Below are 24,138 nucleotides of genomic sequence, written 5' to 3' on the forward strand. Positions count from 1 at the left end.
GGCCTCAGGCCAGGAAGTTCTTCAGTTCGGCCACGAGCTTCTGGACGCGGCCCGAGATCACCGGTGTCCCGAGCCCCTTGAACCGCTCCCGGAACCAGGGGTTCACCACCGCGCTCCCCGAGCTGTTCACCGACCCGACCGGGATGAACTTCGCCCCCGACCGGTGCACCGCCTCGAACTGGGCGAAGATCGCCTCGCCCGCCCACTCGTAGAAGTCGGAGATCCACACCACGACCGTGTTGCGCGGATCGGTGATCTTGGGGCGCGCCAGCTCCAGCGCGACGCGCCCGTCGGTGCCGCCGCCCAGCCGCGTGCGCAGCAGCACCTCGAACGGGTCGTGCACCCACGGCGTCAGATCCAGCGCCCGCGTGTCGTAGGCCACCAGGTGCACGTCCACCTTCGGCAGCCCCGCGAAGATCGACGCCAGGATCGTGCAGTTCACCATCGAGTCGACCATCGACCCCGACTGGTCCACCACCACGATCATCTTCGCGGGCGTCGTCCGCTTCGCGGTGCGCCGGTAGAACAGCTTGTCGACGTAGAGCCGCTCGTCCTCGGGGTTCCAGTTCGGCAGGTTCTTCCAGATCGTCCGGTCGAGGTCGAGGTTGCGGAACACCCGCTTCGGCGGCACCGACCGGTCGATCACGCCCGCGCTCGTCTGCTGCACCTGCGTCCGCAGCACCTCGGCGACCTCGTCGACGAACCGGCGGATCAGCGCCTTCGCGTTGGCCAGCGCGACCCCCGACAGGTTCGCCTTGTCCCGCAGCAACTGCTCGATCAGCGACATGCTCGGCGACAGCCGCCCCGCCAGCCGCGAATCCGCCAGCACCTCCCGCAGCGCCATCCGCCGGACGAGGTCGCCCTCCAGCTCCGACAGCGTCCCCGAGATCTCCCGGCCGCCCTCCTCACCGAGCGCGCACTTCAGCCACCCGGCGTCCTTCTGCCAGTCGGCGAGGTGCGTCGCCGACACCGCACCGGACCCGGTCGCGAACGCGTTGAGCAGCAGCTTCGACATCAGCGCCGCGCGGCGCACCGAGCCCGCCCCGTTGGCGTCGGCGGCGTCGAGCGCGTCCTCCGCGCCTGGGTCTGTGTGGCCGACGGGCCCATCCGTGCCGGACGGCGCCGGGGTGCGCGGCTCGGCGTCGCCGGTCGCGTCGCGCGGTGTCTCCGGGGCCGCGTCGCGCGGCGTCTCCGGGGCCGTGCCGCCGGGCGTCCCGCCGGTCGGGTGGGGCGCGGGCGGGGCGTCGGCGAGGTCGGCGAGGCCCTCGAACTCGGGGCCGAGGTCCGGGAACCGCTGGACCAGGGTGTCGACCGAGATGCCCGGGTCGAGCAGGGCGGGCGGGAGACCGAGGTCGTCCACGATCGCGACGCTCGACGCCTCCAGCGCGGGCCGCTCCTCCGGGTCGAACAGGCGGGCCAGCAGCCGCCAGTACAGGACCTGCCGCCGCTTCTCCTCGATGTCGCTCATTTCCGCAGCAACCGTCCCGCCCGCTCGCGCAGCACCCCGACGGCGTCGCCGGTCCGGGTGGACGCCTTGAGCACCTTGGGGTCCGTCGGGCCGAGCGCCCAGTCGCCCGTGCACGCCTCGACCGGCTTCTTCTTCACCGTCGCCCGGACGGCCAGCGGTTGCAGGCGCCACGTGCCGGCGTCCCAGCGGACGAGCCCGATGCAGGACGACGACGCCCGCACGAGTTCGGGGGTGACGGGGCCGCACGCGGGCAGCCGTTCGAGGTCGAGCTCGATCGTGCGTCCGTCCAGTTCCAGGGCCGTGCCGTTCACCGCGTACCCCTCAAGGAACACCGGCTCGGCGATGCGCACCGGGTGCCGGTCCAGCGGCGGCACCCCCGGCGCGACCGCCTCCGCAAGTTGCACGCGTGCCACCGCAAAGGGATCCGCCTCCTTGCCCGCGCGCGCTTGGGCGTCGTCCCAGATGAGGTCGCCGCTCGGGCGGAGCGCCATGTCCTTGACGTTGAGGCACCGGCGTTCCGCGAGCGCCTTGAGCAGGGTCGGGTGGGCGTCGAGGAGGCGCCACATCTGCGGCCCCGTGATGGTGTCGACCTTCGACGCGGCGACGGCCGTCCGGACCAGCCGCGCGTCGCCGCCGGCCTCCAGCACCCCGTGCACCTGCACCTGGACGGACGTGCCGTGCTCGTGCACGTCCACCCCGAGCACCAGCAGGCGTCCCGACACCGGTTCGGCCGTCGCCGCCGCGGCGCCCGCGCGGGTCAGCAGCATCCCGCGCGCCCACAGGTCGGCCCATCGGCGTTCGGGGACCGTCTCCATCGTCGCGACCGGCGACGACGCCCGCAGTTCGGCCGCGAGCCCGTCCAACAGGACGGCCGCGCCGCGCAGCCGCGGCTCCTTCAGCAGTCCCTCGACGAACTGGTCGGCCGCCGACACCAGGTCGTGGTCGACGCCGCGCCAGCCCGCGATCGCGAGTTCGGCCAGCCAGGACCGGCAGCCGGCGAGGAGGTTCGCGGCGATGTCGTCGCCCGCGGCGGCCGGGACGTCCGCGCGGGTCCGGCCCACGGCGCCGTCCAGCCGCGCGAGCAGCGCGTCGTGCACCGAGCCGAACAGCGCCGTCCGCGCCCCGGCCAGCGTCAGCAGGTGCGCCTCCGCGACGGCCCCGGCGGCGATCTTCTCGACCGCCTCGGCCGCCGGACCGCCCAGCGGCGACCCGGCGAGCGCCCCGGCCAGCGCGGTCAGCGCCGCCGCCTGCTCGGCGCCGAGCCGGCCGAACCCGCCCGCCAGCGCCGCGTCGAACCCGTCGACCAGGTCGAGCGCGTCGTCGACCCCGGCGGGCGTCCCGCCGGTCAGCTCCTCGAGCCCCACCGCCCGCATCAGTGCGTCCCTCCCGGGAACCAGTGCATCTCGGGCAGCGGCTCCGGCGACGCGGGCGCCTCCAGGTACGCCAGGTGCCGCAGGAACCGGTTGAACACCACGGCCGCGGGCGCCGGGTCCTTCGTCCCGTTCAGCGCGCCGACCAGATCATCGTCGTCGCCCGCGTCGACCTTCAGGTACCGCTCGACCCGCTCCCGCCCGTACTGCAGGACGGCCTCGGCGACGAGCGACTGCAGGTGCTTGCAGGGGTACGACCCGCGCAGCCCGCCGCACGGGCGGTTGTTGTTGGTGCTGCAGCTCAGCCCGTGCGTGCCCGCCGTGATCGACGACACGTACACGCGCGCGACGTCCGACCCGCTCGACACGACGCCCTGCAGGCGCCCGTCCGCGAGTTCGACGAAGGGCACCTTCGCCAGCTTGCGCGGCCGGACGGGCGGGACCACCCGCACCGAACTCGACCGTTCAGACACGCCCAAACCACGACCTCCCGCCGGTGGAACACGAACCGTTCAGCCGTGATCCACACTCCCAGCGGGGTCCGACAAACCGCCCCGGCCGGGCGTGCCGTCAGGCGTCGCGCATCCAGTGGCCGCCTGCCGACCAGCCGAGCAGGCGCCGGACGTTCGGCGGGGCCGAACCGTCGTCGAGGCTCCCGCCGACCAGGACGTGCCGCAGCCCGGCGAGCACCGGGCCGAGCCGCCGCACGACGCCCGGGGGCTGCCGGTCGAGTTCGTCCTGCATCCACGCGACCACCGCGACCTGCTCCTTCAGCCCGCACAGCGACAGGAAGAAGACCGCCTGCCGCCACGCGTACGCGGCGTCCTTGATCGCGCCGAACGGGTGCGGGTCGCCGTGGACCTTCCGGACGAGCCGGCACGCGGTGCCGAACGCGCGGCGCGCGAGCCCGTCCCAGCCGTCCAGCGGGTCGGCCCCGACCGGGTGCACGAGGGACGCGAGGTTGTGCGTGGTCAGGATCTGCGCCTGCTCGATGACCATCCCGTTCCCGGCGACCGACCAGCGGCCGGTCGCGCCGGAGCGGGCCTTGCACAGGTCGCCGAACCGCTGCGCGTCCAGGGCGCGGTGGTCGATGCCGTAGTAGCGGGCGTAGAGGGTGCCGTCGAGGAGTTCCCCCGCCTGCGCGGCGGCCTTCGCGAACTTGCCGGAGAAGCGGCCCATGAAGATGTCCGCGGCGAGTTCCTCCACGAACGGGACGTCCAGGCCCGAGCGTTCGGCGAGGGTGCGGAGCTCCGCGATCAGCGGGTTCGGCAGGATCGTGCCCGGGAAGCCCTGCAGCGCGAGTTCGGCGAGCCGGGTCAGGACGCCGCGCACCCGCGGCGTCGTGGCGCCCGCGTCGCGGTGCCGTTCGGCGGCCCGCGCCCACGGCAGTTCGTGCAGTCGGACCTGGCTCTCCAGGTCCGTCAGCAGCAGCGACCGCCGGTTCCGGAACGCCCGGTACGTCGCCGCCATCACCCGCTGCAGCGCCGGGTCCGCGTACGCCTCCGAGGTCGCCGCCGCGGTCAGCTGCGGCACGAGCGCCGCCAGCACCTCCGCCGACGGGACGATCCCGCGCTCCACCAGCGTCGTCACCGGGGCCTCGAGCGCGGTCTCGACCGTGTCCCGCAGCCAGTCCGGGATCCGCGTGCCCTCCGGCACGCCCGTGCGGCGCGCCTCGTCCGCGGTCACCGGACCGACGAACGGCTCGACCGCCGGGATGCCCGCGGCGTCCGGTTCGTCCGCCAGCCGGGCGAGGACGACCTGCGCGATCGCGTGGTACGAGGGCCGCGCGGCGTGCGCCGCCTGCCGCGAGCGCAGCGCCGCGTGCCCCGCCGATCCGGGCGTCCCGCGCCGCGCGACCATCGACGCGATCGCGTGCCGCAGCAGCCGCGACGGCTCGCGGCCCACGAGCACGTCCGCCAGCGACGTCCGCAGGATCGCCGCGTTCTCCTTGGGCCGGCGATGCTTCGTGCAGCGGGTGTGCTCGGCCGCCAGCCGCTCGTACCGGGCGAGCAGCGCGGCGCCGCGCCCGCGCCAGCCGTCCGGCTCGACCGCGAGCGGGCGCCCGTCCCGGACCGTCTCCAGCCAGTGCTCCAGCAGCGCGTCGGCGAACGGGTTCCACACCGCGAGCGCCTCGTTCATCGTCTCGATCGCCGCGTTCGGGCGGCGCCCGGCGAGCCGGTTCCGGATCTCCCCGACCGGCTCGCGGTGCACGAGCGAGGCGTCCGCGGGCTGCGCACCGGGCCGCGGGACGAACCGCAGCCGGTCGGCGAACGGGCCGATCTCCTCCAGGACCTCCAGCGCGCCCGCCCGGTCGCCCGCCCGCAGCAGCCACGCGACGACGAGCAGCGCCGACTCCTCCGGCAGGACGACCTCGTACCGGCCGTCGTCGAGGCGCGCCCGCAGCTCGCGGACGCCGTCCTCGGTGAGCATGTGCCGGAACAGCTCCGCGCGCCGCGCGGGCACCCCGGCCCGGCGCGCCGCGTCCGCCTCGAAGTCGAGCAGGTCGCCGCCCGCCGCGGCCGCGCCCGTCGCGAACCCGCCGCGCGCCACCTCGAGCGTCACCCAGGCGGGGAGCCCTTCGACGGGCGTCCGCGACCCCACGTTGAGGGAGCCGTCGCCCATCCCGTCGAGGACGCGCCGCCAGCGCGCCAGCCGCTCCTCCGCGCGGCGGCGCACGTCGGCGTCCTCGTGCGTCATCGCCGTCGTGAACGCCTTGGCCATCTGCCCGGCGGCGTAACCCGGGTTCGCCTGCACCTCGTTCATAGCCAGCGTGGCGGGTTCCGCCCCCGCGCCCTCCGGGACCCGAGCCCGGTGCTCTCCTGGCTGAGCTACACGCTGATCATGGTGAACCGTACGGTCGCCGCCGTTTCGGCGGCAACCGGATTACGTCGCCGACGTGGCAGGCTCCGCCCCTGCACCCTCCGGGTGTTCAGCCCGGTGCTCTGCTGGTCGAGCTACACGCCGCTGCGCGCACGTTACGGCGAACGGTCATTCCGCCGCAAAAGGTGCCGCGGGGCGGGACGCCGCCACTCATCTGGGTTCGCGGACGACGGGGCCCGATTGCGCGGCGAACGCATACCCGTCCGGGCCGCCGGAGGGCAATCTTCGCCTCCCAGACCCAGGGAGGAAGCATGATTCGACGCGTACTCGGCCTCGCGGCCGCCTGCGCCGTCGCCGCGGCGGTCCTCGCGGCGCCGGCGACGCAGGCCGCGGCGGGCGGCGGACCCGTCGTCGCCACCGACAAGGGGAAGGTCGAGGGAGTCGCCACCGACCTCGGCCGGGTGTTCCGCGGCATCCCCTTCGCCGCCCCGCCCGTCGGGCCGCTGCGCTGGAAACCGCCGCAGGCCGCCGCCGCGTGGGACGGCGTCCGCCCCGCCACCGAGCACGGCGGGCCCTGCGCGCAGAACGCGTCACCGTTCATGGGACGCGACCAGGTCACCAACGAGGACTGCCTCTACCTGGACGTCTACACGCCCGCGCAGGCGTCCGGGAACCTCCCGGTCGTCGTGTGGATCCACGGCGGCGCGTTCGCGTACGGGTCGGGCACCACCTACGACGCGCAGCGGCTCGCCGCCGCCGGGAACGTCGTCGTGTCGATCAACTACCGGCTGGGCGTCTTCGGGTTCCTCGCGCATCCCGAACTGCCCGCCGCCGAGGGGTCCGGGAACTTCGGGATCCAGGACCAGCAGGCCGCGCTGCGCTGGGTGAAGGCGAACGCCGCCGCGTTCGGCGGGAACCCCGGCAACGTGACGATCGCGGGCCAGTCGGCCGGCAGCGGAAGCGTCTGCTCGCACGTCCTGTCGCCGTCGTCGCGCGGCCTGTTCCACCGCGCGGTCATGCAGAGCGGCCCCTGCCAGCTCGTGGCGCGCACCCTCCCGGACGCCGAGACCGCGGGCACCGAACTCGCGCAGGAGGTCGGCTGCACCACCGCCGAGTGCCTGCGCGGCAAGTCCGCCGCCGAACTGCTCGACGCGACCGTCCCCGCCGAGGGCGAGTCGTCGCTCTCCCTGAGCCTCGCGCCGACCACCGGCACCCCCGTCCTGCCGAAGGCCGCCGCGGACGCGTTCCCGGCGGGCGAGTACGCGAAGGTCCCGATGATGATCGGGACGACCCTGCACGAGGCGAGCACCCTCCTGGCGTCGTCCGACGTCGAGGGCGGGCCCGACTCGGCGATCGTCCGGGCGCTGACGAACGCCGCGTTCGCCTGCCCCGCCCGCCGCGACGCGAAGGTCCTGGAGGACGGCGTCCCGGTGCACATGTACGAGTTCACCGAGCCGAACGTCCCGAGCGTCTACGCGACCCCGCCCGAGCTCGAACTCGGCGCCTACCACGGGGCCGAACTGCCGCTGCTGTTCGACTTCCCGCTCCGCCCGATCGACCTGAACCCGGCGCAGGAGCGGCTCGCCGCGACCATGATCGGCTACTGGAGCCGTTTCGCCGCCACCGGCGACCCGAACGGCGCGGGACTGCCCGAGTGGCCCGCGTACCGTCCGGTCATCGGCAAGGTGCAGAACCTTCACGCGGACGGCGTGACGAACGTGCGCGACGCCCGCTACTACACCGACCACACCTGCGCGATCTGGGACAACACGGAAGGACTCCCGGAAATCCCGGGGACCGAGTGACCCGCCCCTGACGTGCGAGCGGCTCCCACCCGCTCGCACCGGGGTCCGGGCGGGCCGACTCCATGGCGTCCCGCCCGGACCCTTCTCCATGTTCCGGCCCTCCCGTGCATCGCGGCCGTCCCGCGTGTTCCGGCGGTCCTCCGTGTCGCAGCCGCTGCGTTCTCCGGCCCCGGCCCGGGTCTCCAGCCCGGGCTTCGGACGGACAGGCGACGCGGGCGGGGGAGGGGTCAGGAGACTCGGTCGAGGCGGTCGCCGGCCGGGACGGTGAACGGGCGCCGGCCTGCGGGGACGCCTTCGTGCGCGGCACCGCCGGACTCGTAGCCGAACGTGAACGGGAGCCCGGCGGCCATCCCCGGTCGCCGCCGGTCCATCAGGTGGAAGTGCAGGTGCGGCTCGGACGAGTTCCCCGAGTTGCCGCAGTCGCCGAGCGGCTGCCCGGCCGTCACGCGGTCGCCCTTGCGGACCCGCACCGATCCCCGCTTCAGGTGCGCGAACACCCCGTACACGCCGTCCCCGAGGTCGAGGACGACGTGGTTGCCTAGCACGAACCGTCCGCTGGAGAGCGTCACCATCGACAGGAGGCCCCGCGCGACCCCCTCGACGAGGAGGTACGGGAACGCGATCCAGGAGTTGCGGCTCCAGTGGTCGCGCTGCCAGCGGCCCACCGAGACGACGACGCCGTCCGCCGGGGCCAGCACGGGTTCCCCGAACGCCGGGAAGGCGGACGGGCGGCGCATCGGCGGCCACATGTGCAGGGCCTCCCAGGACGCCTTCTCGTCGGGCTGGTGCACGAGGTCGATGGCGTAGGCCTGGCCCAGTTCGTGCGTCCCGTGGCTCGGGACCTTGTCGGCGGGGCTGTTCACCGCCACCCAGCGGCCCCGGACGGGCGCCCGCAGCGGCACGGGAGCGCCCGGCGGCTCCGCCGGCTTGACCAGCAGTCCCGCGACGAAGACGAGCAGCCCGGCGCCGATCAGCACCGCGCCCGTCACGCCGAGCCACGTCGCGCCGTGCAGCGACTCGGTGAAGACCAGGACCAGGCCCGCCACGATCAGCGGCAGCTGGTACCTGCTCAGCTGGAGCACGACATTGCCGTTCAACGGATTCCTCCCTTACCTGTGCACGGCGGCGAGGACGGCCAGCAGCGGGACGACGCGCTCGCCCGGGACGGAGTACCGCCCGCGCGTTCCGGCGCGCAGCCATCCGGCGGTGACGAGAGCCCGCAGGTGGTGGTAGAGCTGCCCGGTGGTGCCGAGCCGCTCGTGCGCCGCCAGTTCCGCCGCCGTCCGCGCGCCGCGCAGGATCTCCTGCAGCAGCAGGAGCCGCACGGGATGGCTCAGCGCCGCCAGGGCGGGCGCCAGCTCGCCCCAGTCGGTGTCGAGCAGCTCGTCGGCCGTCCGGCCCTCCTGCCACTCGTAGTGCTCGCCGGTGGGCAGGTCGACGGTGCCGGTGAACATCACCGCGCCCGGTTCGGCGACCCGCACCTTGAGTTCGTTCAGGGCCCAGAAGACGTCGCCGCCGAGCGGCTCGGACGCCGTCGGCGCCGGCTCGTCGCGCCCCTCCAGGCGTTCGACGCGCCGCTCCAGCCGCGCGAGCCGCTCCTCCAGTCCGTCCTTCATGACTCCAGAATAACGTAATTCCGTAGAAGTGAGGAACGAAAGAGGTTCACCGAGGTGATTCCTACGTGATTCCGTAGGAAGGGCGGCGGTGGCGTGCCGGTTCGCCCGTGCGGGGGAGGCGGCCCGCCCGCACGGGCGAGGCGCCTCACCTGGGGTCTCCAGCAATCTCGATGTAGATCAACCGACTCCGGAGGGAACCATGCCGAACCTGCGCAACGTCGCCGCCCTGACCGTGGCCGCCGCCACCGCCCTCACCGTCACGGCGGCCGTCGCCCCCAGCGCGTCCGCCCGTCCCGAGAAGAAGGAACCGAAGGTCGCGAGCATCACCGGATGGGGCGAGATGCGCCGGACGTACCACCAGGACCAGGACGTCCGCGCGTTCGCCTTCGACGCCCGCGCGACCCCCTACGCCACCGCCGAGGGCGACTTCCCCGGCTCCCCCAACGACGCGACGGGCACGGTCCGCATCTCGCACTACTCGCCCGACCTGGACAAGACGGTCACGGCGTCCGGGCACGTCGACTCCCTGGCGACCGCCCCCGGCTACGCCGCCCTGACCGCCGTGATCGACGAGGTGAGCGAGGGCGGCCCGGACTGGATCGGCCGCCGCCTCGGGTTCAGCGTCTACGACGGCGGCAAGGACAAGCCCGGCCGCACCCGCGACCGCGTCGGCTACGGCTGGGAGTTCATGAACCTCACGCAGGACGAGAACGGCAAGTGGATCGAGAATCCCCGGACGGGCAAGGGCATGGCGCCCGCCCCGTTCGGCCCGGTCACCCGCGGCGGCTTCACGGTCGTCCACAAGGATCTGCCGCTCTTCACGGGGAACTGAGCGGGCGCCCCGTTCACGCCACGTCGGCGACACCTGCGCTGGGGCCGGGCGGGTCTGGCTCCAGCCGGGGCCGGACCCGCCCGGCCGTCGATGTCCACCGGGGTGCCGCGAGGCCCGGCTCTACCTGGTGGCGTTCAGCACTCGCGGAGCGAGTAGGGGTTCAGGCCGCCGCCCCACAGCCACGCGTGGCCCTCCCAGCCGTACCGGATCTTGACCCAGTCCGACCTGGTGCGGCCCCAGGCGGTCATCTGCGCGCCGTCGGGGATCTGGCACAGGGCGCTCGCCTCCGCGGGCGGCATGATCGAGCCGATGATCCTGCCGGGCGGGACGCCCGGAGCCCCCGGATCGGCCCGGATGTGCAGGGGCCTGGCCCAGTCGCCGACGGTGACCCGGTCCGCGCGGGCGCGGGCCGCAGAGTCGGCGATCGCGGCCGAGGGCGGCACCACGGCCAGCAGCGCCAGCGCCGCGACCGTCCCGGCCCCGATTCGATAGAGATTCATCGGCCCTCCTCACGGGCTTGGCAGTCGTCCGGGCCGGCCGTGCCGTCCGCGGCGCTTCGGTCGCACCCGCCGCACGGGGGAGGGGCGGCGTGGGGGTTGAGCCCGCCGTCCCACACCCAGGCGGTGGGCGGCGAGCCCAGCCGGATCTTGATCCAGGTCGAGCCGGTTCTGCCGTAGGCGGTCATGTCCGCGCCCTTGGTCCAGCAGATGGCCGAGGCGGCGGCCCCGGGCCGCATCGTGCCGATCACGTTGCCCGGCTGCCCGCCCGGCCAGCCCGGACTGTCCCGGACACGCAGAAAGGGCTGCGCCCACTGCGCGACCTGGACGCGGACGTCCCGGCGAGCCGAGGGCGACACGGCGGACGGGCCGCTCCCGGCCGCCGCTTCCGCCGAGGCCGCCGCGTGCGCGGCGGGCGTGGTCTCCGCGGCCCCGGCGGGCGCGGAAAGGGCGATGGACAGGCCGCCGGCCGTGGCCAGGAGGCCGACCCCCAGAAGTTTCGGGGTGGTCATGCTCGTCCTTCCTTTCGCTGATCGAAGTGGACGCGGGCGGTGCTACCGCACCGTCATGTCGCCCTGCACCCGCACGTCGACGCGCTCGTTGGTGTTGGCGATGAGCTGGACGTTGTGCGTGGCCCCGGTCCTGTTGTGCCAGACGCGGGCGCTCTCGCCGGGGCGCAGCGCGTACGGGACGCAGCCGTGGTCCCAGCCTCCGCCCGCCGGCTCGACGCAGAACCCGACTGGTTTGCCGCCCGAGGCCACCACGCGGATGTGCACCTCCTGGCCGTTCGTGACCTGGAAGGGATTGCTGCACACCGTGTAGACCACCGACAGACCCGGGACCACGCAGTTCACGCGTGTCACCGACTCCGGCGCGCGGACTTCCCGCCCCGCCGCCGTTCCCGCACCGATTCCCTGCGCCGCCACAACGGCGGCCATGACGGTCGCGACGGTGAACGCCGCCCGATTTCCGGCCATGGCCCTGTTCTTCGTCTTCATGCACTGGCCTCCCTCGGCCTCATGGACACTGCCGACCGAATTACGGCCGACGAGTCCGGTTGTCGTGGCCATCCGGACGTCTGGGGCTCGTGTTCGCCTCAGACGCGGCCCATGCTTTCCCGGCGTGCTGACACCCCGGTCACTCCCCGGTCACAGGACCCGGCCCGCCATGGCGACCGCATGTACCGAGCAGGGCTCGACAACTTGCCGCCATTCGCCGCCCGAACGGATCCGACCGGAACCGGCACGTGGAAGCGGGTGCCCCCGGGCTCACCCGGGGGCACCCGCCCGCGCCGCCGCCGGTGCCGCCGACTGGCCCTCGGCCGTCCGCAAATGCCTCAGAGCGCGGCGGCGCGCGGTTCGTTGCGGCGGGGTGGCGCGGGCAGCGGGGTGCGGTCGAACAGGCCGAGCCTGCCCGCGACGACGATGGGAGCCATCGCGGCCAGCTCCAGGAGCGCTCCGCCGAGAAGGAACCAGTCGGCGTCGCCGGCCACCGCCCACCAGATGTAGAACGCGTCGGCGGCGAGCATGAGGACGATCGCCGCGAGCGCCGCTCCGACGACCGTCTCCACGAGGAACGGGACCTCCCGGTGGCGCAGCTTCAGGACGACGGTGCCGGCGAGCGCGATCGTCCCGGACAGGACGGTGAGGACCTCCCAGGGGGAGAACCAGCGGAAGCATGCCAGCGTCACGGCCGCCGCCAGCCACGGAAGGGCGCACGCGGCTCCGGCGAGGGCGGCGGCCGGGGTCTCGTTGAGGATCCGGTAGAGGATCTTCGACTCTTCCTCGGTCAGCTCCGCGGGCCGGTCGGCCATGTATCGGGTGAGCCGCTGGCGGGCGACGTACCGCGCGTCGCCGGCCTTGATCGTGTTCGCGAACCGGATGGCGGAACCGATGTCGCGCAGCTCCAGGAACGCTTCGACGAACTCCCCGAGGGCCCGGTCACGCAGCGCGGGGTACGCGAGGGCTTCGGCGTTGCGGGCTCCCTCGTCGAGCAGGTCCGTCGCCGCCGCGGCGTCCAGGTCGCCGAGGAGGACGGCGATCTCGCGCATGTGCGCCGGCAGCACGTCCCAGGTGGACTTCAGAGCGGCCGCGCCGGTGGTGTACGCGGCGAGGTAGCGGCAGAAGTCCGCGGCCTCGCGGAGCGTGTGCTCGGCGTGGCCGGAGTCGCGCGGCGCGGCGGCGCGGGCGTGCTCGATCAGTGCCGTGAGCTTGAGGAAGGGGTCCTTGACCGACATCGCGAGCCGCTCCCCTTCGTCGAGATCGCGTTCGGCCACGACGCGCGCCACGTCCGCGAGCGCGGCGTCGCGGTCCCTGAGGGTGCGGGCGAGGCGTTCGGCGGCGGCCGCGTCGTGCGCGGCGATGACCGGCACCATCCGCCGGAACACGGGATGTTCCCAGTGCGGGTCCCGGTCGTCGGGCTTGATGGTGCGGGCGAGGCGTTCGGCTTCGGCGGGGGAGTGCTCGGCGAGGATGAGCGCCACGGCGGCCCGGAGCGCGCCGCGCCGCAGGTCGTCCTCGGCGAGCCGCTCCAGCTCGGCGAGGAGCTGCTGGGCGCGCCGCGGGCTCTGCCGGATCAGCACCAGCGCGATCTCCGCGCGGACGAGCAGGTAGGCGTCGGGATCCCGAAGGGATTCCGCGAACTCCTCGGCCACCGCGGGAGCGCACTCGGCCAGCGCCCTCGTGACCTCGGCGAGGTCGCCTCCGCTCGCGTTGAGCCCGATTCCCGAGTATCTCCACGCGCCCGGCTCGACCGGCATGAAGTCCGAGAGCAGCCGGAGAGCCCGGCGCGGATCGCGCCGGGCCAGCCTCGGCGCGAGCTCCACCACCGCGGCCAGGCGGGCCCGGGAACCGTCGAGGCTCCGGACGCGATGCTCCGCGATGGCCAGGAGCGGATCCGGATCGGCGGACCCGTCGCTCAGCGCACTGAGCCGGTCCTCCACCACCGTCGCGTTGGGGGGCCGCTCGTCCGGTTGCTTGGCCAGAAGGGACTGCAGGAACAGTTCGACATCGGAGGGGACGTCCGGACGGAACCGGCGGACGCCGGGCGGCGGGGCCGTGAGGTGCTGAACGGCCACCGCTTCCGCGTTGCCGGTGAAGAGGGGACGCCCGGTGAGCAGGTGGAAGAGGGTGGCGCCCAGCGCGTACAGGTCGGAGCGCGCGTCGACCTCACCGCCCTGGAGCTGCTCCGGCGGCATGTAGGCGACGGTGCCGATGACGCCGCGGGTCAGGCCGGTCGAGGCGTCCGCCACGCGGGCGATGCCGAAGTCGCAGATCTTCACGACGCCGTCGTCCACCAGCATCAGGTTCGCGGGCTTGATGTCGCGGTGGACGATCCCCGCCGCGTGCGCCACGGCCAGGCCCGCCGCCACCTGCGCCCCGTACGCCAGCACCTCCCCGACGGGGAGACCGTGCGGAAAGCCGCCGAGGACGCTCCGGAGATCGCGGCCGTGAAGCAGTTCCAGGACCAGGAACGGCATCCCGCCGTGTTCCCCCAGGTGATGGACCGCGACGATGTGCGGGTGCGTGAGCTGACGGGTGGCTGCGGCCTCCCGGTAGAAGCGCCGCAGGACATCGCCCCGGTCGCCGTCCGCCTCCAGCAGCGCCGAGCCGATGATCTTCACGGCGACCGGCCGCCCGTCCACCAGGTCCGTGCCTCGCCAGACTTGCCCCATGCCCCCGCCGCCGAGCGGCTCGCACAGCTCGTACCGGCCCTCCAGTACCGTGCCTGCACCCACGCCTGCGTTCATCGATGAGCGTGTCCTTCCCGAGTCCGGGTCCAGTTCGGCACACCACTCCGATCGAGGTGACGCCCCGTTCCGCCCCCGGGTTCCCGCTCCCTCCCGCCCGCCGGACCGATACGCCCCACCCGACACACCCCAAACCTCCGATACGGTGATCGTTTCGCGACGCACCGTGACATGTCGCCGGTCCGGCGGCGGCCTGGGTGGCCTCCCAACCCGAGCGCGGCGTGCGAGGCGCGCTCGATTCCCGGCCGTCACGCGTCCCGTTCGGTGGACCGACGGGGCCGTCACGCCCACCGAACGGCCCCGTCGGGCATCGGGTGCGAACCTCCCGAGGGGGCGGCGCGTCGAAGTCATGCCGACCGGATCACGTCGTGGTTCGTGTGGGGCGAGACCTAGCAGGGGCCGTCATGGAACCTTTCCGGATTCGCCGACGCGACGTGTGGCGGGTGGGGTGGAGCAGCCGGCTCCGGAGCTTCGGCGTACTGGTGCCGCTGGCGCTGGGGCTCGCGACGGTCGCCGGAGGGTGCTGGTGGTACTGGGACGCCCACGGGTTCGCCCGCCGCGCGGTCGTGACCGAGGCCGTGGTCGAGCGGGTCGAACCGCCGTACCGGCTCGACCGGGAGGACGGCCCGCCGACGTACGTCTCCTACGGCACGGTGCGCTACGAGGCCGCGGGCCGAAAGGTCGTCGCCCGGGTCAAGCTGTCCGCCTGCCGCCGGGTGCCGTGCGGAGGCGCCGCCGCGCCCGGCGACAGGCTGACCGTCGCCTACGACCCCGATTCCGTGCGCCGGGCCGCCCGCACGCCGCCTGGCGGACCGTCGTCCGCTCCCCACCCCGGGATGCTGCTGCTGGTCGGGGTGGGGCTGCTGTTCATCGCCGCGGCGGCCTACACCCTCTTCTCGCCCCCTTGAGGTCCCGGCCCCTCGCCCCTGAGGTTCGGAAGGCTCGCCCCTGAGGTTCGGGAGAGATGTATCCGGACGGCCTGGCTCGGGCAGCCTGGCTCGGACGGCCCGCCCCGGACGGCCCGGCCCGTTCCCGGGCGGCCCGTTCCCGGGCGGCTCGGGCGGCTCGGCTCAGCCCCTACGCCTCGGCTCGGACGGCTCGGCTCAGCCCGGACGGCGCGGTCCCGGAAGGCCCGTCCCCGATGGCCCGGCGGGGGCCGCACCGGCGCGGCGTCCGCGAACGCTTGCGTCGGTTGCGGCCACCGCTCGTCGAGAGGACGTGCGCGACTCGGTGCGAGCGGCGACGCTCAACCGGCTGGGAAGTTGCGGACCCAGCGGCGCTGCCACGGGGTTTCGACGGCGCGCTTGTGGTGGTGCTCGCGCGCCCAGCCGACGGCGTCCGCCGGATCGACTCCCGCCAGGACGGCCAGGCAGGCGACGACCGTTCCGGTGCGGCCGACGCCGCCCCCGCAGGCGACCTCCACCGCTTCGCCCGCTCTCGCCCGTTCATGCAGATCCCGGATCTCCCGGACGGCCGTGTCCCGGTCGCGGGGGAGCCGGAAGTCGGGCCATTCGATCCACGTGTGCGGCCACCGCAACTCCTCCTCGTGACGTTCGCGGAGTTTCGCGGTGCCGAGGTAGAGCCCGAAGGCGGGTTCGGGGCCCGACGGGGGTGGGTTGCGCAGGCCACGGCCACGCACCCAGGAACCGTCCGGAAGGCGAATCGCACCCACGAGCGGCCCGTCCGTGCCCGTACCCTTGCCGTCCTGCTCGTTCGTCGTTTCGTTCATCAGGAACCTCCCCTAGCCATTGCGCGAGACGGTGGCGACGCGGTTTCTGTGAGGCGTCCTGACCATGGCCCCCAAGTTACGAGCAGACGGCCGCGGCTGCTATGGGGTGGACCGCACAGCATGCTGCGGTCGACCGCAGTACGGATGCTGCGGCCGACCACCGCGAGCCGCTACGGGCTGAGCCGGGCCCAGATCCATTTCCCGCCCGTGGGGTCTTTCGTGACGCCGCACGAGCGCGAGAGGGCCTGGACGAGCGGCAGCCCGCGCCCGCCGGCGTCGTCGAACGAGCCGTCCACCGCGTCGAGATCGTCCAGAGTGATCTCCGGGAGCGGCCGCGCCTGCGGGATCTCCGGGCTCGCGTCCCACACCGCGACGACGATCCCGCCCGCGTCCCGGCTCACCTGAAGCCGGATCTCTTCGTGCGGCGTCTGCCGCACCGCGTTGGTGACGAGTTCCGAGACGATGAGAAGTGCATCGTCCGAAATGTGATGACAATTCCACTTGTTTAGCCGGGCGCCCGCAAGCGTGCGCGCGAGCCCCACGGCCGTCGGCGTCCCCAGCAGGGGAATGATCAGGTCCCCGGTTGCAGTGATCGACATTGCGTCCCCTCGCCTCGTTTTCCGATTCCTGTGACGAGGCTCACGTATTCGTCCTAGGCTTGTCTGTTGTAAGCCAAATACAAAACGGGGGACAAATGTCGATCTTGGTTCGTGACCCGCTGGACCCGAAGATCTCGATGTGGCACTTCCTGGCCTACTACCTGCGCTTCCTTCGGGAGAAGGAGGGGCTCTCGCTCTCCGAGTGGGGCAAGATCATCGGGATGGCGCGGTCGAGTGTTTCGAACATCGAGGCCGGACGCGCGAAGCTGCAGGTCGACTATGCGCGGCGGCTCGACGTCAAGTTCGAGACGGGCGGCCTGATCGAGTTGCTCCTCTGGTATGCCCGTACGGCACACGATCCCAACTGGTTCCGCCAATACAGTCAGTACGAAAAACAGGCCGTCGAGATCAAGGTGTTTCACGGGCAGGCAGTGCCCTTGCTGCTCCAGACGGACGAATACACCCGGGCTTACGGTCGGCTCAGTATGGTCCGGGACCGTGAGGCGGTGCTGGCCGGTCGTCTGGCCCGTAAGCACGAGATCATGGACCGGGACGAGCCTCCGCGCATCTGGGCTCTGCTCGACGAGGCCGTTCTCATGCGCCGCGTCGGGGGCTGCGAGGTCATGAGGGCTCAGCTCATGTACCTACTGGAACTGGCCCAACGATGGGACGTGATCCTGCGGATCGTCCCCTTCTCGGCGGGAGAGCACCTGGGCGGCGATGGTTTCTTCCAGCTCATCGGCCTGGAGAACCGCGACATCGCCTACGCGGGGGCTCAGCGGGGCGGGCGCTTGATCGAGATGGCCGAGGAAGTCAAAGATCTGACTGATACGTTCGAGCGCATCGGTGCAAAAGCTGACTCTCAGGACGCTTCGCGCCGGCTGATCGAGCAGCACTTGGAGAGGTACTCATGACCGTCCAGTGGCGTAAGAGCTCTTATAGCGGCACGGCAAACGACGATGTCTGCGTTGAACTGGGGCGACTCGAGCAGGGCGTGGGGTTGCGAGACTCCAAAGACCCCGGGGCCGGGCACATCACCGTGACGCCCGAGGCGCTGGCTGCGATCTTCGCCGAGATCAAGCACGGTGGTGAGCCTTCCGCATGACCCTCCGCTGGCGGAAGAGCTCCTACAGCGGCGTTGGCGACGACAAGGTGTGTGTTGAGCTGGGGCGTCTTCCGGACGGCGTCGGGGTGCGGGATTCCAAGGACCCCGACGCCGGGCACCTGGTGCTGACCGTGGACGGGTTCGCGGGGCTGGTGGACGCGCTCAAGCGGGGGCCCGCGCGCTGACGGCGTCGTCGTCCGGGCACTGCCGGCCCTGCGGGCTGGGAGACTCGGCGGGTGGAATTCTTCTGCTATCACCGAGATCGGCCCGGGTCCATGGAGCTTCGCCACGCGATGGTGGAGGAGCACTGGTCCTACATGGACGGGTTCGAGCGGCATCTGATTGCGCGCGGGCCGACGTTCGGGGAGGACGGTGAACTCAGCGGCAGCGTGCACATCGTCGACCTGCCGGATCCGGCGGCCGTGCGGGCGTTCGCGTTCGACGAGCCCTGCTACCAGGCCGGGGCGTACCGGGACGTTCTGGTGCGCAGGTGGCGCAACCTGCTGGGGCGCACGATGTGGGACTTCCCCGGCGGCCGGGCCGGGGAGGACCGTTACCTGGTGCTCGGCCTCGGCTCCGGTGAGGCCGCCGACCTCGACGTGCCGGACGGGCGGAAGGACGACCTGGTCGCGTACGGGCCGCTGCTGTCGGACGACGGCGCCGCCTGGCTGGGCACCGCGGCGCTGGTCCGGGCGCCGGACCCGGACGCGGCGCGGGCCGTCCTGACCGCGGACCGGTACGCCGACGTCGAAGTACACGCATGGGAGTTCGGCGGACGGCGGTGAACGACCGGGGCGGCACGCCGGGGCCGCGAAGGTGTCCGGGGAGCGCGGGTCGGGTAGGCCCTATCCGTCGTGCGCCGGGGGTCCGCCGGCGTTGTAGCGCTCCTGGTGCCCGGGGGCGTTTGGAGGAATCCCACAAACCTCGCAGCGCAGCATGCGTCGTCGGCGACATGGAACTACCGGCCGAATGACGAGAGGCTGACGCCGCCGGTCTGTCACAGGTCTACAGGAGGGTTCGGTCAGGTGTTCAGTCGTGTCGCCATCGTCAACCGTGGTGAGGCCGCGATGCGGCTCATCCATGCCGTGCGGGACATCGCCGCGGAGACCGGGACACGGATCGAGACCGTCGCCCTGTACACGGACGTCGATCGTGCCGCCGGTTTCGTCCGTGAAGCGGACCACGCGTACGACCTCGGGCCCGCGTCGGCGCGCCCGTACCTCGATCTGAACGTGCTGGAGCGCGCGCTGGTGGAGTGCGGTGCGGACGCCGCGTGGGTCGGCTGGGGGTTCGTCGCGGAGGACCCGGCGTTCGCGGAGCTGTGCGAGCGGATCGGGGTGACGTTCGTCGGGCCGAGCGCGGACGCCATGCGCCGGCTCGGCGACAAGATCGGCGCGAAGCTGCTCGCCGAGGAGGTCGGGGTGCCGGTGGCGCCCTGGAGCCGGGGCGCGGTCAAGAGCCTGGACGCCGCGGTGGCGGCGGCCGCCGAGATCGGGTACCCGCTGATGCTGAAGGCGACGGCGGGCGGCGGCGGCCGCGGCATCCGCATGATCGCGAACGAGGCGGAGCTCGTGGACGCCTACGAGCGCACCGGCCAGGAGGCCGCGCGGGCGTTCGGCAGCGGCGTCGTGTTCCTGGAGCGGCTGGTCACCGGCGCGCGGCACGTCGAGGTGCAGGTCATCGCGGACGGCGAGACGGCGTGGGCGCTCGGTGTGCGGGACTGCTCGGTGCAGCGGCGCAACCAGAAGATCATCGAGGAGTCGGCGTCGCCGGTGCTGCGGCCCGAGCAGGCGGCCGAGCTGAAGGCGTCCGCCGAGCGGCTCGCGGTCGCGGTCGGGTACCGGGGGGCGGCGACCGTCGAGTTCCTGTACCACCCGGGCGACGAGATGTTCGCGTTCCTGGAGGTCAACACGCGCCTGCAGGTCGAGCACCCGATCACCGAGGCCACGACCGGGTTCGACCTGGTGAAGGCGCAGCTGCACGTGGCGTCGGGCGGACGGCTGGAGGGCCGGCCGCCGGTGGAGCGCGGGCACGCGGTGGAGGCGCGGCTGAACGCCGAGGACCCGGACCGCGACTTCGCGCCGTCCCCCGGGCGCATCGCGCGGCTGGAACTGCCCGCGGGGCCGGGCGTGCGGGTGGACACCGGCGTCGGCGAGGGCGACACCATCCCCGCCGACTTCGACTCGATGATCGCGAAGATCATCGCCTACGGCCGGGATCGGGACGAGGCGCTGGGCCGGCTGCGCCGGGCGATGGCGCGCACCACCGTGATCATCGAGGGGGGCGCGACGAACAAGGGCTTCGTCCTCGATCTGCTGCACCGGCCCGAGGTGATCGACGGCAGCGCGGACACCGGCTGGATCGACCGGGTGCGGGAGGCGGGCGGGCTCGTCTCGCAGCGGCACTCGGCCGTCGCGCTGGTGGCCGCCGCCATCGAGGTGTACGAGGAGGAGGAGCGCGCGGAGCGCGCGCGGCTGCTGTCGACGGCGTCGGGCGGGCGCCCGCAGGTGCGGCACGAGAGCGGCCGGCCGCTCGACCTGAAGCTGCGCGGCGCCGGGTACCGGCTGCGGGTGGCGCGGGTCGGCGCGCACCGGTTCCGCGTCGGCGTCGAGGCGGGCGACGACGTCCGCGCCGCGGACGTCGAGCTGGAGCGGTTCGACCGGCACACGGGCCGGATCACGGTCAACGGCGCCCGGTACCGCCTGGTCACCGGGACGCACGGGCCCGTGCACCTGGTCGAGGTGGACGGGGTGCCGCACCGGGTCAGCCGGGACGAGGGCGGCGTCGTCCGCTCGCCCGCGCCCGCGCTGGTCGTCGCCACGCCGCTGGAGGCCGGCGCCGAGGTCGAGGCGGGCGCGCCGGTCCTCGTGCTGGAGAGCATGAAGATGGAGACGGTGCTGCGGGCGCCGTTCAAGGCGCGGCTGAAGGAATGCGTCGTGTCGGTGGGCAGCCAGGTGGAGGCCGGTGCGCCGCTGCTGAGGCTGGAGCAGCTCGCGGACGACGCGGAGGCCGCGGAGGCCGCGGTCGGCGGGGCCGTCGAGCTGGAGCTGCCCGCCGCGCCCGCGACGGTCCCGGCGCGGGAGCGCGCGGCGCGCGGCCTGGAGGACCTGCGCAGCCTGCTGCTGGGCTTCGACGTCGACCCGCACGACGAGGGGCGCGTGCTCCAGGACTACCTCGCCGCGCGCGCCGCGGCCGCCGCGGAGGGGCACCGTCCGCTGGCGGCGGAGCTGGCGCTCGTCGACGTGTTCGCCGACCTCGCCGAGCTGGGCCGCAACCGCCCGGCGGGCGGGGGCGACGAGGGCCACGTGCACAGCGCCCGCGAGCACTTCCACACCTACCTGCAGAGCCTCGACGTCGAGCGGGCCGGGCTGCCGGACGGGTTCCGGGAGCGGCTCGGCAAGGCGCTCGGGCACTACGGCGTCACCGACCTGGAGCGCTCGGCGGAACTGGAGTCCGCGGTGTTCCGCGTCTTCCTCGCGCAGCAGCGGGCGTCCGCCGACGCGGGGGTCGTCGCGGCGCTGCTGCGGGCGTGGCTGCAGGAGCCGCCGCCGGACGAGCGGATGCGCGAGACCGTCGGGCTCGCGCTGGAGCGGCTGGTGGCGGCGACGCAGGTCCGCTTCCCGGTGGTGTACGACCTCGCGTGCGGCGTGGTGTTCGCGTGGTTCGCGCAGCCGCTGCTGCGCCGCAACCGCGCCCGCGTGTACGCCGACGTCCGCCGGCACCTGCGGCACCTGGACGCGTCCCCGGACGCGCCGGACCGCGCGGACCGGATCGCCGAGATGGTGCGCAGCACCGAGCCGCTGGTGCGGCTGCTGGGGCGGCGGCTCGACCGCGGCGACGCGGACAACACGGTCATGCTGGAGGTGCTGACCCGCCGGTACTACGGCAACAAGGGGCTCATCGGCGTCCGCACCCGCGACGCCGGGGGCTGCACGTTCGTGGTCGCCGAGCGGGCGGGCTCCCGCCTGGTGTCGGCGGCGGTCCGCTTCGAGGCGCTGGGCGGCGCGCTGCGCGGCCTCGCGGAGCTGGCGGGCGACGAGGACGTCGACGCCGACATCTACCTGGCGTGGCAGGGGCAGCCGGACGACTTCGACGCGATGGCGGCCGCGCTGCACGAGGTCATCGCCGCGCACCCGCTGCCGGACCGGGTCCGCCGCATCACCGCCACCGTCGCGGGCAGCCGCGGCGCGGTGATGCACCACCACTTCACGTTCCGACCGTCCGGGGACGGCATGGCGGAGGAGCGGCTGATCCGCGGGCTGCACCCGTACATCGCGCAGCGGATGCAGCTGGAGCGGCTGAGCGAGTTCGACCTGACGCGGCTGCCGTCGTCGGACGAGGAGGTCTACCTCTTCCAGGCGGTCGCGAAGGAGAACCCGGCGGACGACCGGCTCGTCGCGCTCGCGCAGGTGCGGGACCTGACCGAGCTGCGCGACCAGGACGGCCGGCTGGTCACCCTGCCGATGGCCGAGTACACGATCGCGAGCTGCCTCGACTCGATCCGCCGCGCGCGGGAGCTGCGCCCGTCGAAGAAGCGGGTCGGCACCAACCGCATCGTCGTCTACGTCTGGCCGCCGATCGGCCTCACCCAGGCGGAACTGGAGATGATCGTCGGGCGGGTGCTGCCGACGGCCGCGGGCGCCGGGCTCGAGGAGATCCTGATCATCGGGCGGCGGCGCGACCGGGAGACCGGCGAGCTGGGCAAGATGGCCGCGCGCATCACGTTCGACGCGGCCGGGGGCGTCCGGGTGACGGTCGGGGAGCCGTCCGACGAGCCGGTCGAGCCGGTCGGCGGCTACCGGCAGAAGGTGCTGCGCGCGAGCGCCCGCAACACGGTGTACCCGTACGAGCTGACGCGTATGCTCGGCGACTTCGTCGAGCACGACCTCGACGACGCGCACGCGCTGGTGCCCGTCGACCGTCCCGCCGGGCGCAACACGGCGGCGATGGTCGCGGGCGTCGTCACCACGCCCACGCGGCTGCATCCGGAGGGCGTCAAGCGGGTGGTGCTGCTGGGCGACCCGACGAAGTCGCTCGGCGCGCTGTCGGAACCGGAGTGCCGCCGCGTGATCGCCGCGCTGGACCTGGCGGAGCGGATGCGGGTGCCGCTGGAGTGGTACGCGCTGTCCTCCGGCGCCCGGATCTCCATGGACTCGGGCACGGAGAACATGGACTGGGTGGCGGCGGCGCTCAAGCGGATCGTCGAGTTCACCCAGGACGGCGGCGAGATCAACGTCGTCGTCGCGGGCATCAACGTCGGCGCGCAGCCGTACTGGAACGCCGAGGCGACGATGCTCATGCACACCAAGGGCGTCCTCGTGATGACGCCCGACTCGGCGATGGTGCTGACCGGCAAGCAGTCGCTGGACTTCTCCGGCGGCGTGTCGGCCGAGGACAACTTCGGCATCGGCGGCTACGACCGGGTGATGGGCCCGAACGGGCAGGCGCAGTACTGGGCGCCGGACCTGGCGTCCGCGCGGGACGTCCTGATGGCGCACTACGAGCACACGTACGTCGCGCCGGGCGAGGACGGGCCGCGGCGGGCGGAGACGACCGACCCCGCCGACCGCGACGTCTCCGACTTCCCGCACACCGTCGAGGGCAGCGACTTCACGACCGTCGGGGAGATCTTCTCCGCCACCGCGAACCCGGACCGCAAGAAGCCGTTCGACATCCGAACCGTGATGCGCGCCCTGTCCGACCAGGACCACCCGGTGCTGGAACGCTGGGCGGGCATGGCCGACGCGGAGACCGCGGTGGTGCAGGACGCGCACCTCGGCGGCATGCCGGTGTGCCTGCTCGGCATCGAGTCGCGGTCGGTGCCGCGGCGCGGGTTCCCGCCCACCGACGGCCCGGACGCCTACACGGCGGGCACGCTGTTCCCCCGCTCGTCCAAGAAGGCGGCGCGGGCGATCAACGCGGCGAGCGGCAACCGGCCGCTGGTGGTGCTGGCGAACCTGTCGGGCTTCGACGGGTCCCCGGAGTCGCTGCGGAAGCTGCAGCTGGAGTACGGGGCGGAGATCGGCCGCGCCATCGTGAACTTCCGGGGCCCCATCGTGTTCTGCGTGATCTCGCGGTACCACGGCGGCGCGTTCGTGGTGTTCTCGAAGGCGCTGAACCCGAACATGACGGTGTTCGCGCTGGAGGGCTCGTTCGCGTCGGTGCTGGGCGGCGCGCCCGCCGCCGCCGTGGTGTTCTCGGGCGACGTGGACGCCCGCACCGCGGCCGACCCGCGTGTGCGCGACCTGGAGGGCCGCGCGGCGTCCGCCGCCGGTCCGGAGCGGGCCGCGCTGCTGGCGGAGCTGGTCGAGCTGCGCGCGTCGGTCCGGGCGGAGAAGCTGGGCGAGGTGGCCGCCGAGTTCGACCGGGTGCACGACATCCGGCGCGCGGTCGAGGTCGGCTCGGTCGACGCGGTCATCGGCGCGGCGGAGATGCGCCCGCGGATCATCGAGGCCCTGGCGGCCCGCCTGCCGAGGTAGCCGGACCCCGGGCGGGGGGGGGGGGGCGGCCGGGCCCCCCCCCCCCCCCCCCGGGGGGGAATAGTAAACA

General features: G+C 73.4%; 20 protein-coding genes and 2 tRNA genes. 8 read left to right on the forward strand and 14 right to left on the reverse strand.

What is annotated here, in order from left to right; translation table 11 throughout:
• Positions 1-4 precede the first annotated feature (4 nt).
• From AB0L25_RS04235 to AB0L25_RS04260, 6 genes are all read right to left on the reverse strand, one after another.
• Entirely contained in the window at positions 5-1,468 is a 1,464-nt protein-coding gene (locus AB0L25_RS04235; RefSeq protein WP_500168467.1) for a vWA domain-containing protein, read from the reverse strand.
• Positions 1,465-2,841 carry a hypothetical protein gene (locus tag AB0L25_RS04240; RefSeq protein WP_500168469.1) on the reverse strand — a complete coding sequence of 459 codons (1,377 nt, stop codon included), beginning with the start codon at positions 2,839-2,841 and terminating at the stop codon, positions 1,465-1,467. The genes AB0L25_RS04235 and AB0L25_RS04240 overlap by 4 nt, the downstream gene beginning before the upstream one ends.
• Complete coding sequence (locus AB0L25_RS04245; protein WP_500168470.1) at positions 2,841-3,311, reverse strand: hypothetical protein; 471 nt, start codon at positions 3,309-3,311, stop codon at positions 2,841-2,843. The genes AB0L25_RS04240 and AB0L25_RS04245 overlap by 1 nt, the downstream gene beginning before the upstream one ends.
• A gap of 97 nt (positions 3,312-3,408) precedes the next feature.
• Positions 3,409-5,601, reverse strand: a complete 2,193-nt coding sequence (locus AB0L25_RS04250; RefSeq protein WP_500168472.1) for a transcriptional regulator — start codon at positions 5,599-5,601, stop codon at positions 3,409-3,411.
• 2 nt (positions 5,602-5,603) lie between these two features.
• Positions 5,604-5,676 (reverse strand) — tRNA-Pro (locus AB0L25_RS04255).
• 53 nt (positions 5,677-5,729) lie between these two features.
• Positions 5,730-5,802 (reverse strand) — tRNA-Phe (locus AB0L25_RS04260).
• A gap of 167 nt (positions 5,803-5,969) precedes the next feature.
• Here AB0L25_RS04260 and AB0L25_RS04265 point away from each other — a divergent pair.
• A complete protein-coding gene (locus AB0L25_RS04265; RefSeq protein WP_500168474.1) occupies positions 5,970-7,463 on the forward strand; it encodes a carboxylesterase/lipase family protein in 1,494 nt (497 codons plus the stop codon).
• Between the two features lie 227 nt (positions 7,464-7,690).
• On the opposite strand, the gene AB0L25_RS04270 is transcribed toward AB0L25_RS04265, so the two are convergent.
• The gene (locus AB0L25_RS04270) at positions 7,691-8,560 is read right to left on the reverse strand and encodes a M23 family metallopeptidase (protein ID WP_500168476.1); all 870 of its coding nucleotides are present in this window, start codon (positions 8,558-8,560) and stop codon (positions 7,691-7,693) included.
• 12 nt (positions 8,561-8,572) lie between these two features.
• Entirely contained in the window at positions 8,573-9,079 is a 507-nt protein-coding gene (locus tag AB0L25_RS04275) for an ArsR/SmtB family transcription factor (protein ID WP_500168478.1), read from the reverse strand.
• 199 nt (positions 9,080-9,278) lie between these two features.
• Between AB0L25_RS04275 and AB0L25_RS04280 the strand changes: the two genes are divergently transcribed.
• Positions 9,279-9,911 (forward strand): hypothetical protein, encoded by a 633-nt coding sequence (locus tag AB0L25_RS04280; protein WP_500168480.1) that lies wholly within the window; start codon positions 9,279-9,281, stop codon positions 9,909-9,911.
• 134 nt (positions 9,912-10,045) lie between these two features.
• Here AB0L25_RS04280 and AB0L25_RS04285 read toward each other — a convergent pair whose 3' ends face one another.
• The 4 genes from AB0L25_RS04285 to AB0L25_RS04300 all read right to left on the reverse strand — a co-directional run bounded on the left by AB0L25_RS04285 (position 10,046) and on the right by AB0L25_RS04300 (position 14,156).
• A complete protein-coding gene (locus AB0L25_RS04285) occupies positions 10,046-10,411 on the reverse strand; it encodes a hypothetical protein (RefSeq protein ID WP_500168482.1) in 366 nt (121 codons plus the stop codon).
• On the reverse strand, positions 10,408-10,920 hold the full coding sequence (locus AB0L25_RS04290; protein WP_500168483.1) for an SH3 domain-containing protein: 513 nt from the start codon (positions 10,918-10,920) through the stop codon (positions 10,408-10,410). Before AB0L25_RS04290 ends, AB0L25_RS04285 begins: the two co-directional genes overlap by 4 nt.
• Positions 10,921-10,962: 42 nt before the next feature.
• The gene (locus AB0L25_RS04295) at positions 10,963-11,406 is read right to left on the reverse strand and encodes a hypothetical protein (protein WP_500168484.1); all 444 of its coding nucleotides are present in this window, start codon (positions 11,404-11,406) and stop codon (positions 10,963-10,965) included.
• Positions 11,407-11,744: 338 nt separating this feature from the next.
• Entirely contained in the window at positions 11,745-14,156 is a 2,412-nt protein-coding gene (locus tag AB0L25_RS04300; protein ID WP_500168486.1) for a protein kinase domain-containing protein, read from the reverse strand.
• Between the two features lie 443 nt (positions 14,157-14,599).
• Here AB0L25_RS04300 and AB0L25_RS04305 point away from each other — a divergent pair, with 443 nt between their 5' ends.
• Entirely contained in the window at positions 14,600-15,064 is a 465-nt protein-coding gene (locus AB0L25_RS04305; protein WP_500168488.1) for a DUF3592 domain-containing protein, read from the forward strand.
• 338 nt (positions 15,065-15,402) lie between these two features.
• On the opposite strand, the gene AB0L25_RS04310 is transcribed toward AB0L25_RS04305, so the two are convergent.
• On the reverse strand, positions 15,403-15,885 hold the full coding sequence (locus AB0L25_RS04310; protein ID WP_500168490.1) for a protein-tyrosine phosphatase family protein: 483 nt from the start codon (positions 15,883-15,885) through the stop codon (positions 15,403-15,405).
• A gap of 170 nt (positions 15,886-16,055) precedes the next feature.
• Positions 16,056-16,484: an ATP-binding protein gene (locus AB0L25_RS04315; protein WP_500168492.1), complete on the reverse strand. Its 429-nt coding sequence runs from the start codon at positions 16,482-16,484 to the stop codon at positions 16,056-16,058.
• Between the two features lie 95 nt (positions 16,485-16,579).
• Between AB0L25_RS04315 and AB0L25_RS04320 the strand changes: the two genes are divergently transcribed.
• The 5 genes from AB0L25_RS04320 (at position 16,580) to AB0L25_RS04340 (ending at position 24,068) form a co-directional block, all read left to right on the forward strand.
• Positions 16,580-17,398: a helix-turn-helix domain-containing protein gene (locus tag AB0L25_RS04320; RefSeq protein ID WP_500168494.1), complete on the forward strand. Its 819-nt coding sequence runs from the start codon at positions 16,580-16,582 to the stop codon at positions 17,396-17,398.
• Positions 17,395-17,589 carry a DUF397 domain-containing protein gene (locus AB0L25_RS04325; protein WP_500168496.1) on the forward strand — a complete coding sequence of 65 codons (195 nt, stop codon included), beginning with the start codon at positions 17,395-17,397 and terminating at the stop codon, positions 17,587-17,589. Before AB0L25_RS04320 ends, AB0L25_RS04325 begins: the two co-directional genes overlap by 4 nt.
• Positions 17,586-17,774, forward strand: a complete 189-nt coding sequence (locus AB0L25_RS04330) for a DUF397 domain-containing protein (RefSeq protein WP_500168498.1) — start codon at positions 17,586-17,588, stop codon at positions 17,772-17,774. The genes AB0L25_RS04325 and AB0L25_RS04330 overlap by 4 nt, the downstream gene beginning before the upstream one ends.
• Before the next feature lie 51 nt (positions 17,775-17,825).
• Positions 17,826-18,374 carry a YciI family protein gene (locus AB0L25_RS04335; RefSeq protein WP_500168500.1) on the forward strand — a complete coding sequence of 183 codons (549 nt, stop codon included), beginning with the start codon at positions 17,826-17,828 and terminating at the stop codon, positions 18,372-18,374.
• 240 nt (positions 18,375-18,614) lie between these two features.
• A complete protein-coding gene (locus AB0L25_RS04340; RefSeq protein WP_500168502.1) occupies positions 18,615-24,068 on the forward strand; it encodes an ATP-binding protein in 5,454 nt (1,817 codons plus the stop codon).
• Positions 24,069-24,138: the final 70 nt, after the last annotated feature.

This window comes from Spirillospora sp. NPDC052242, assembly GCF_040679555.1.
GTDB lineage: Bacteria > Actinomycetota > Actinomycetes > Streptosporangiales > Streptosporangiaceae > Spirillospora.

Coding starts and splice junctions, on each gene's coding strand:
- AB0L25_RS04325 (WP_500168496.1), top strand. CDS start 17,395: ATGACCGTCCAGTGGCGTAAGAGCTCTTATAGCGGCACGGCAAACGAC.
- AB0L25_RS04310 (WP_500168490.1), bottom strand. CDS start 15,885: ATGAACGAAACGACGAACGAGCAGGACGGCAAGGGTACGGGCACGGAC.
- AB0L25_RS04275 (WP_500168478.1), bottom strand. CDS start 9,079: ATGAAGGACGGACTGGAGGAGCGGCTCGCGCGGCTGGAGCGGCGCGTC.
- AB0L25_RS04265 (WP_500168474.1), top strand. CDS start 5,970: ATGATTCGACGCGTACTCGGCCTCGCGGCCGCCTGCGCCGTCGCCGCG.
- AB0L25_RS04250 (WP_500168472.1), bottom strand. CDS start 5,601: ATGAACGAGGTGCAGGCGAACCCGGGTTACGCCGCCGGGCAGATGGCC.
- AB0L25_RS04280 (WP_500168480.1), top strand. CDS start 9,279: ATGCCGAACCTGCGCAACGTCGCCGCCCTGACCGTGGCCGCCGCCACC.
- AB0L25_RS04240 (WP_500168469.1), bottom strand. CDS start 2,841: ATGCGGGCGGTGGGGCTCGAGGAGCTGACCGGCGGGACGCCCGCCGGG.
- AB0L25_RS04330 (WP_500168498.1), top strand. CDS start 17,586: ATGACCCTCCGCTGGCGGAAGAGCTCCTACAGCGGCGTTGGCGACGAC.
- AB0L25_RS04235 (WP_500168467.1), bottom strand. CDS start 1,468: ATGAGCGACATCGAGGAGAAGCGGCGGCAGGTCCTGTACTGGCGGCTG.
- AB0L25_RS04290 (WP_500168483.1), bottom strand. CDS start 10,920: ATGACCACCCCGAAACTTCTGGGGGTCGGCCTCCTGGCCACGGCCGGC.
- AB0L25_RS04315 (WP_500168492.1), bottom strand. CDS start 16,484: ATGTCGATCACTGCAACCGGGGACCTGATCATTCCCCTGCTGGGGACG.
- AB0L25_RS04295 (WP_500168484.1), bottom strand. CDS start 11,406: ATGAAGACGAAGAACAGGGCCATGGCCGGAAATCGGGCGGCGTTCACC.
- AB0L25_RS04300 (WP_500168486.1), bottom strand. CDS start 14,156: ATGAACGCAGGCGTGGGTGCAGGCACGGTACTGGAGGGCCGGTACGAG.
- AB0L25_RS04320 (WP_500168494.1), top strand. CDS start 16,580: ATGTCGATCTTGGTTCGTGACCCGCTGGACCCGAAGATCTCGATGTGG.
- AB0L25_RS04285 (WP_500168482.1), bottom strand. CDS start 10,411: ATGAATCTCTATCGAATCGGGGCCGGGACGGTCGCGGCGCTGGCGCTG.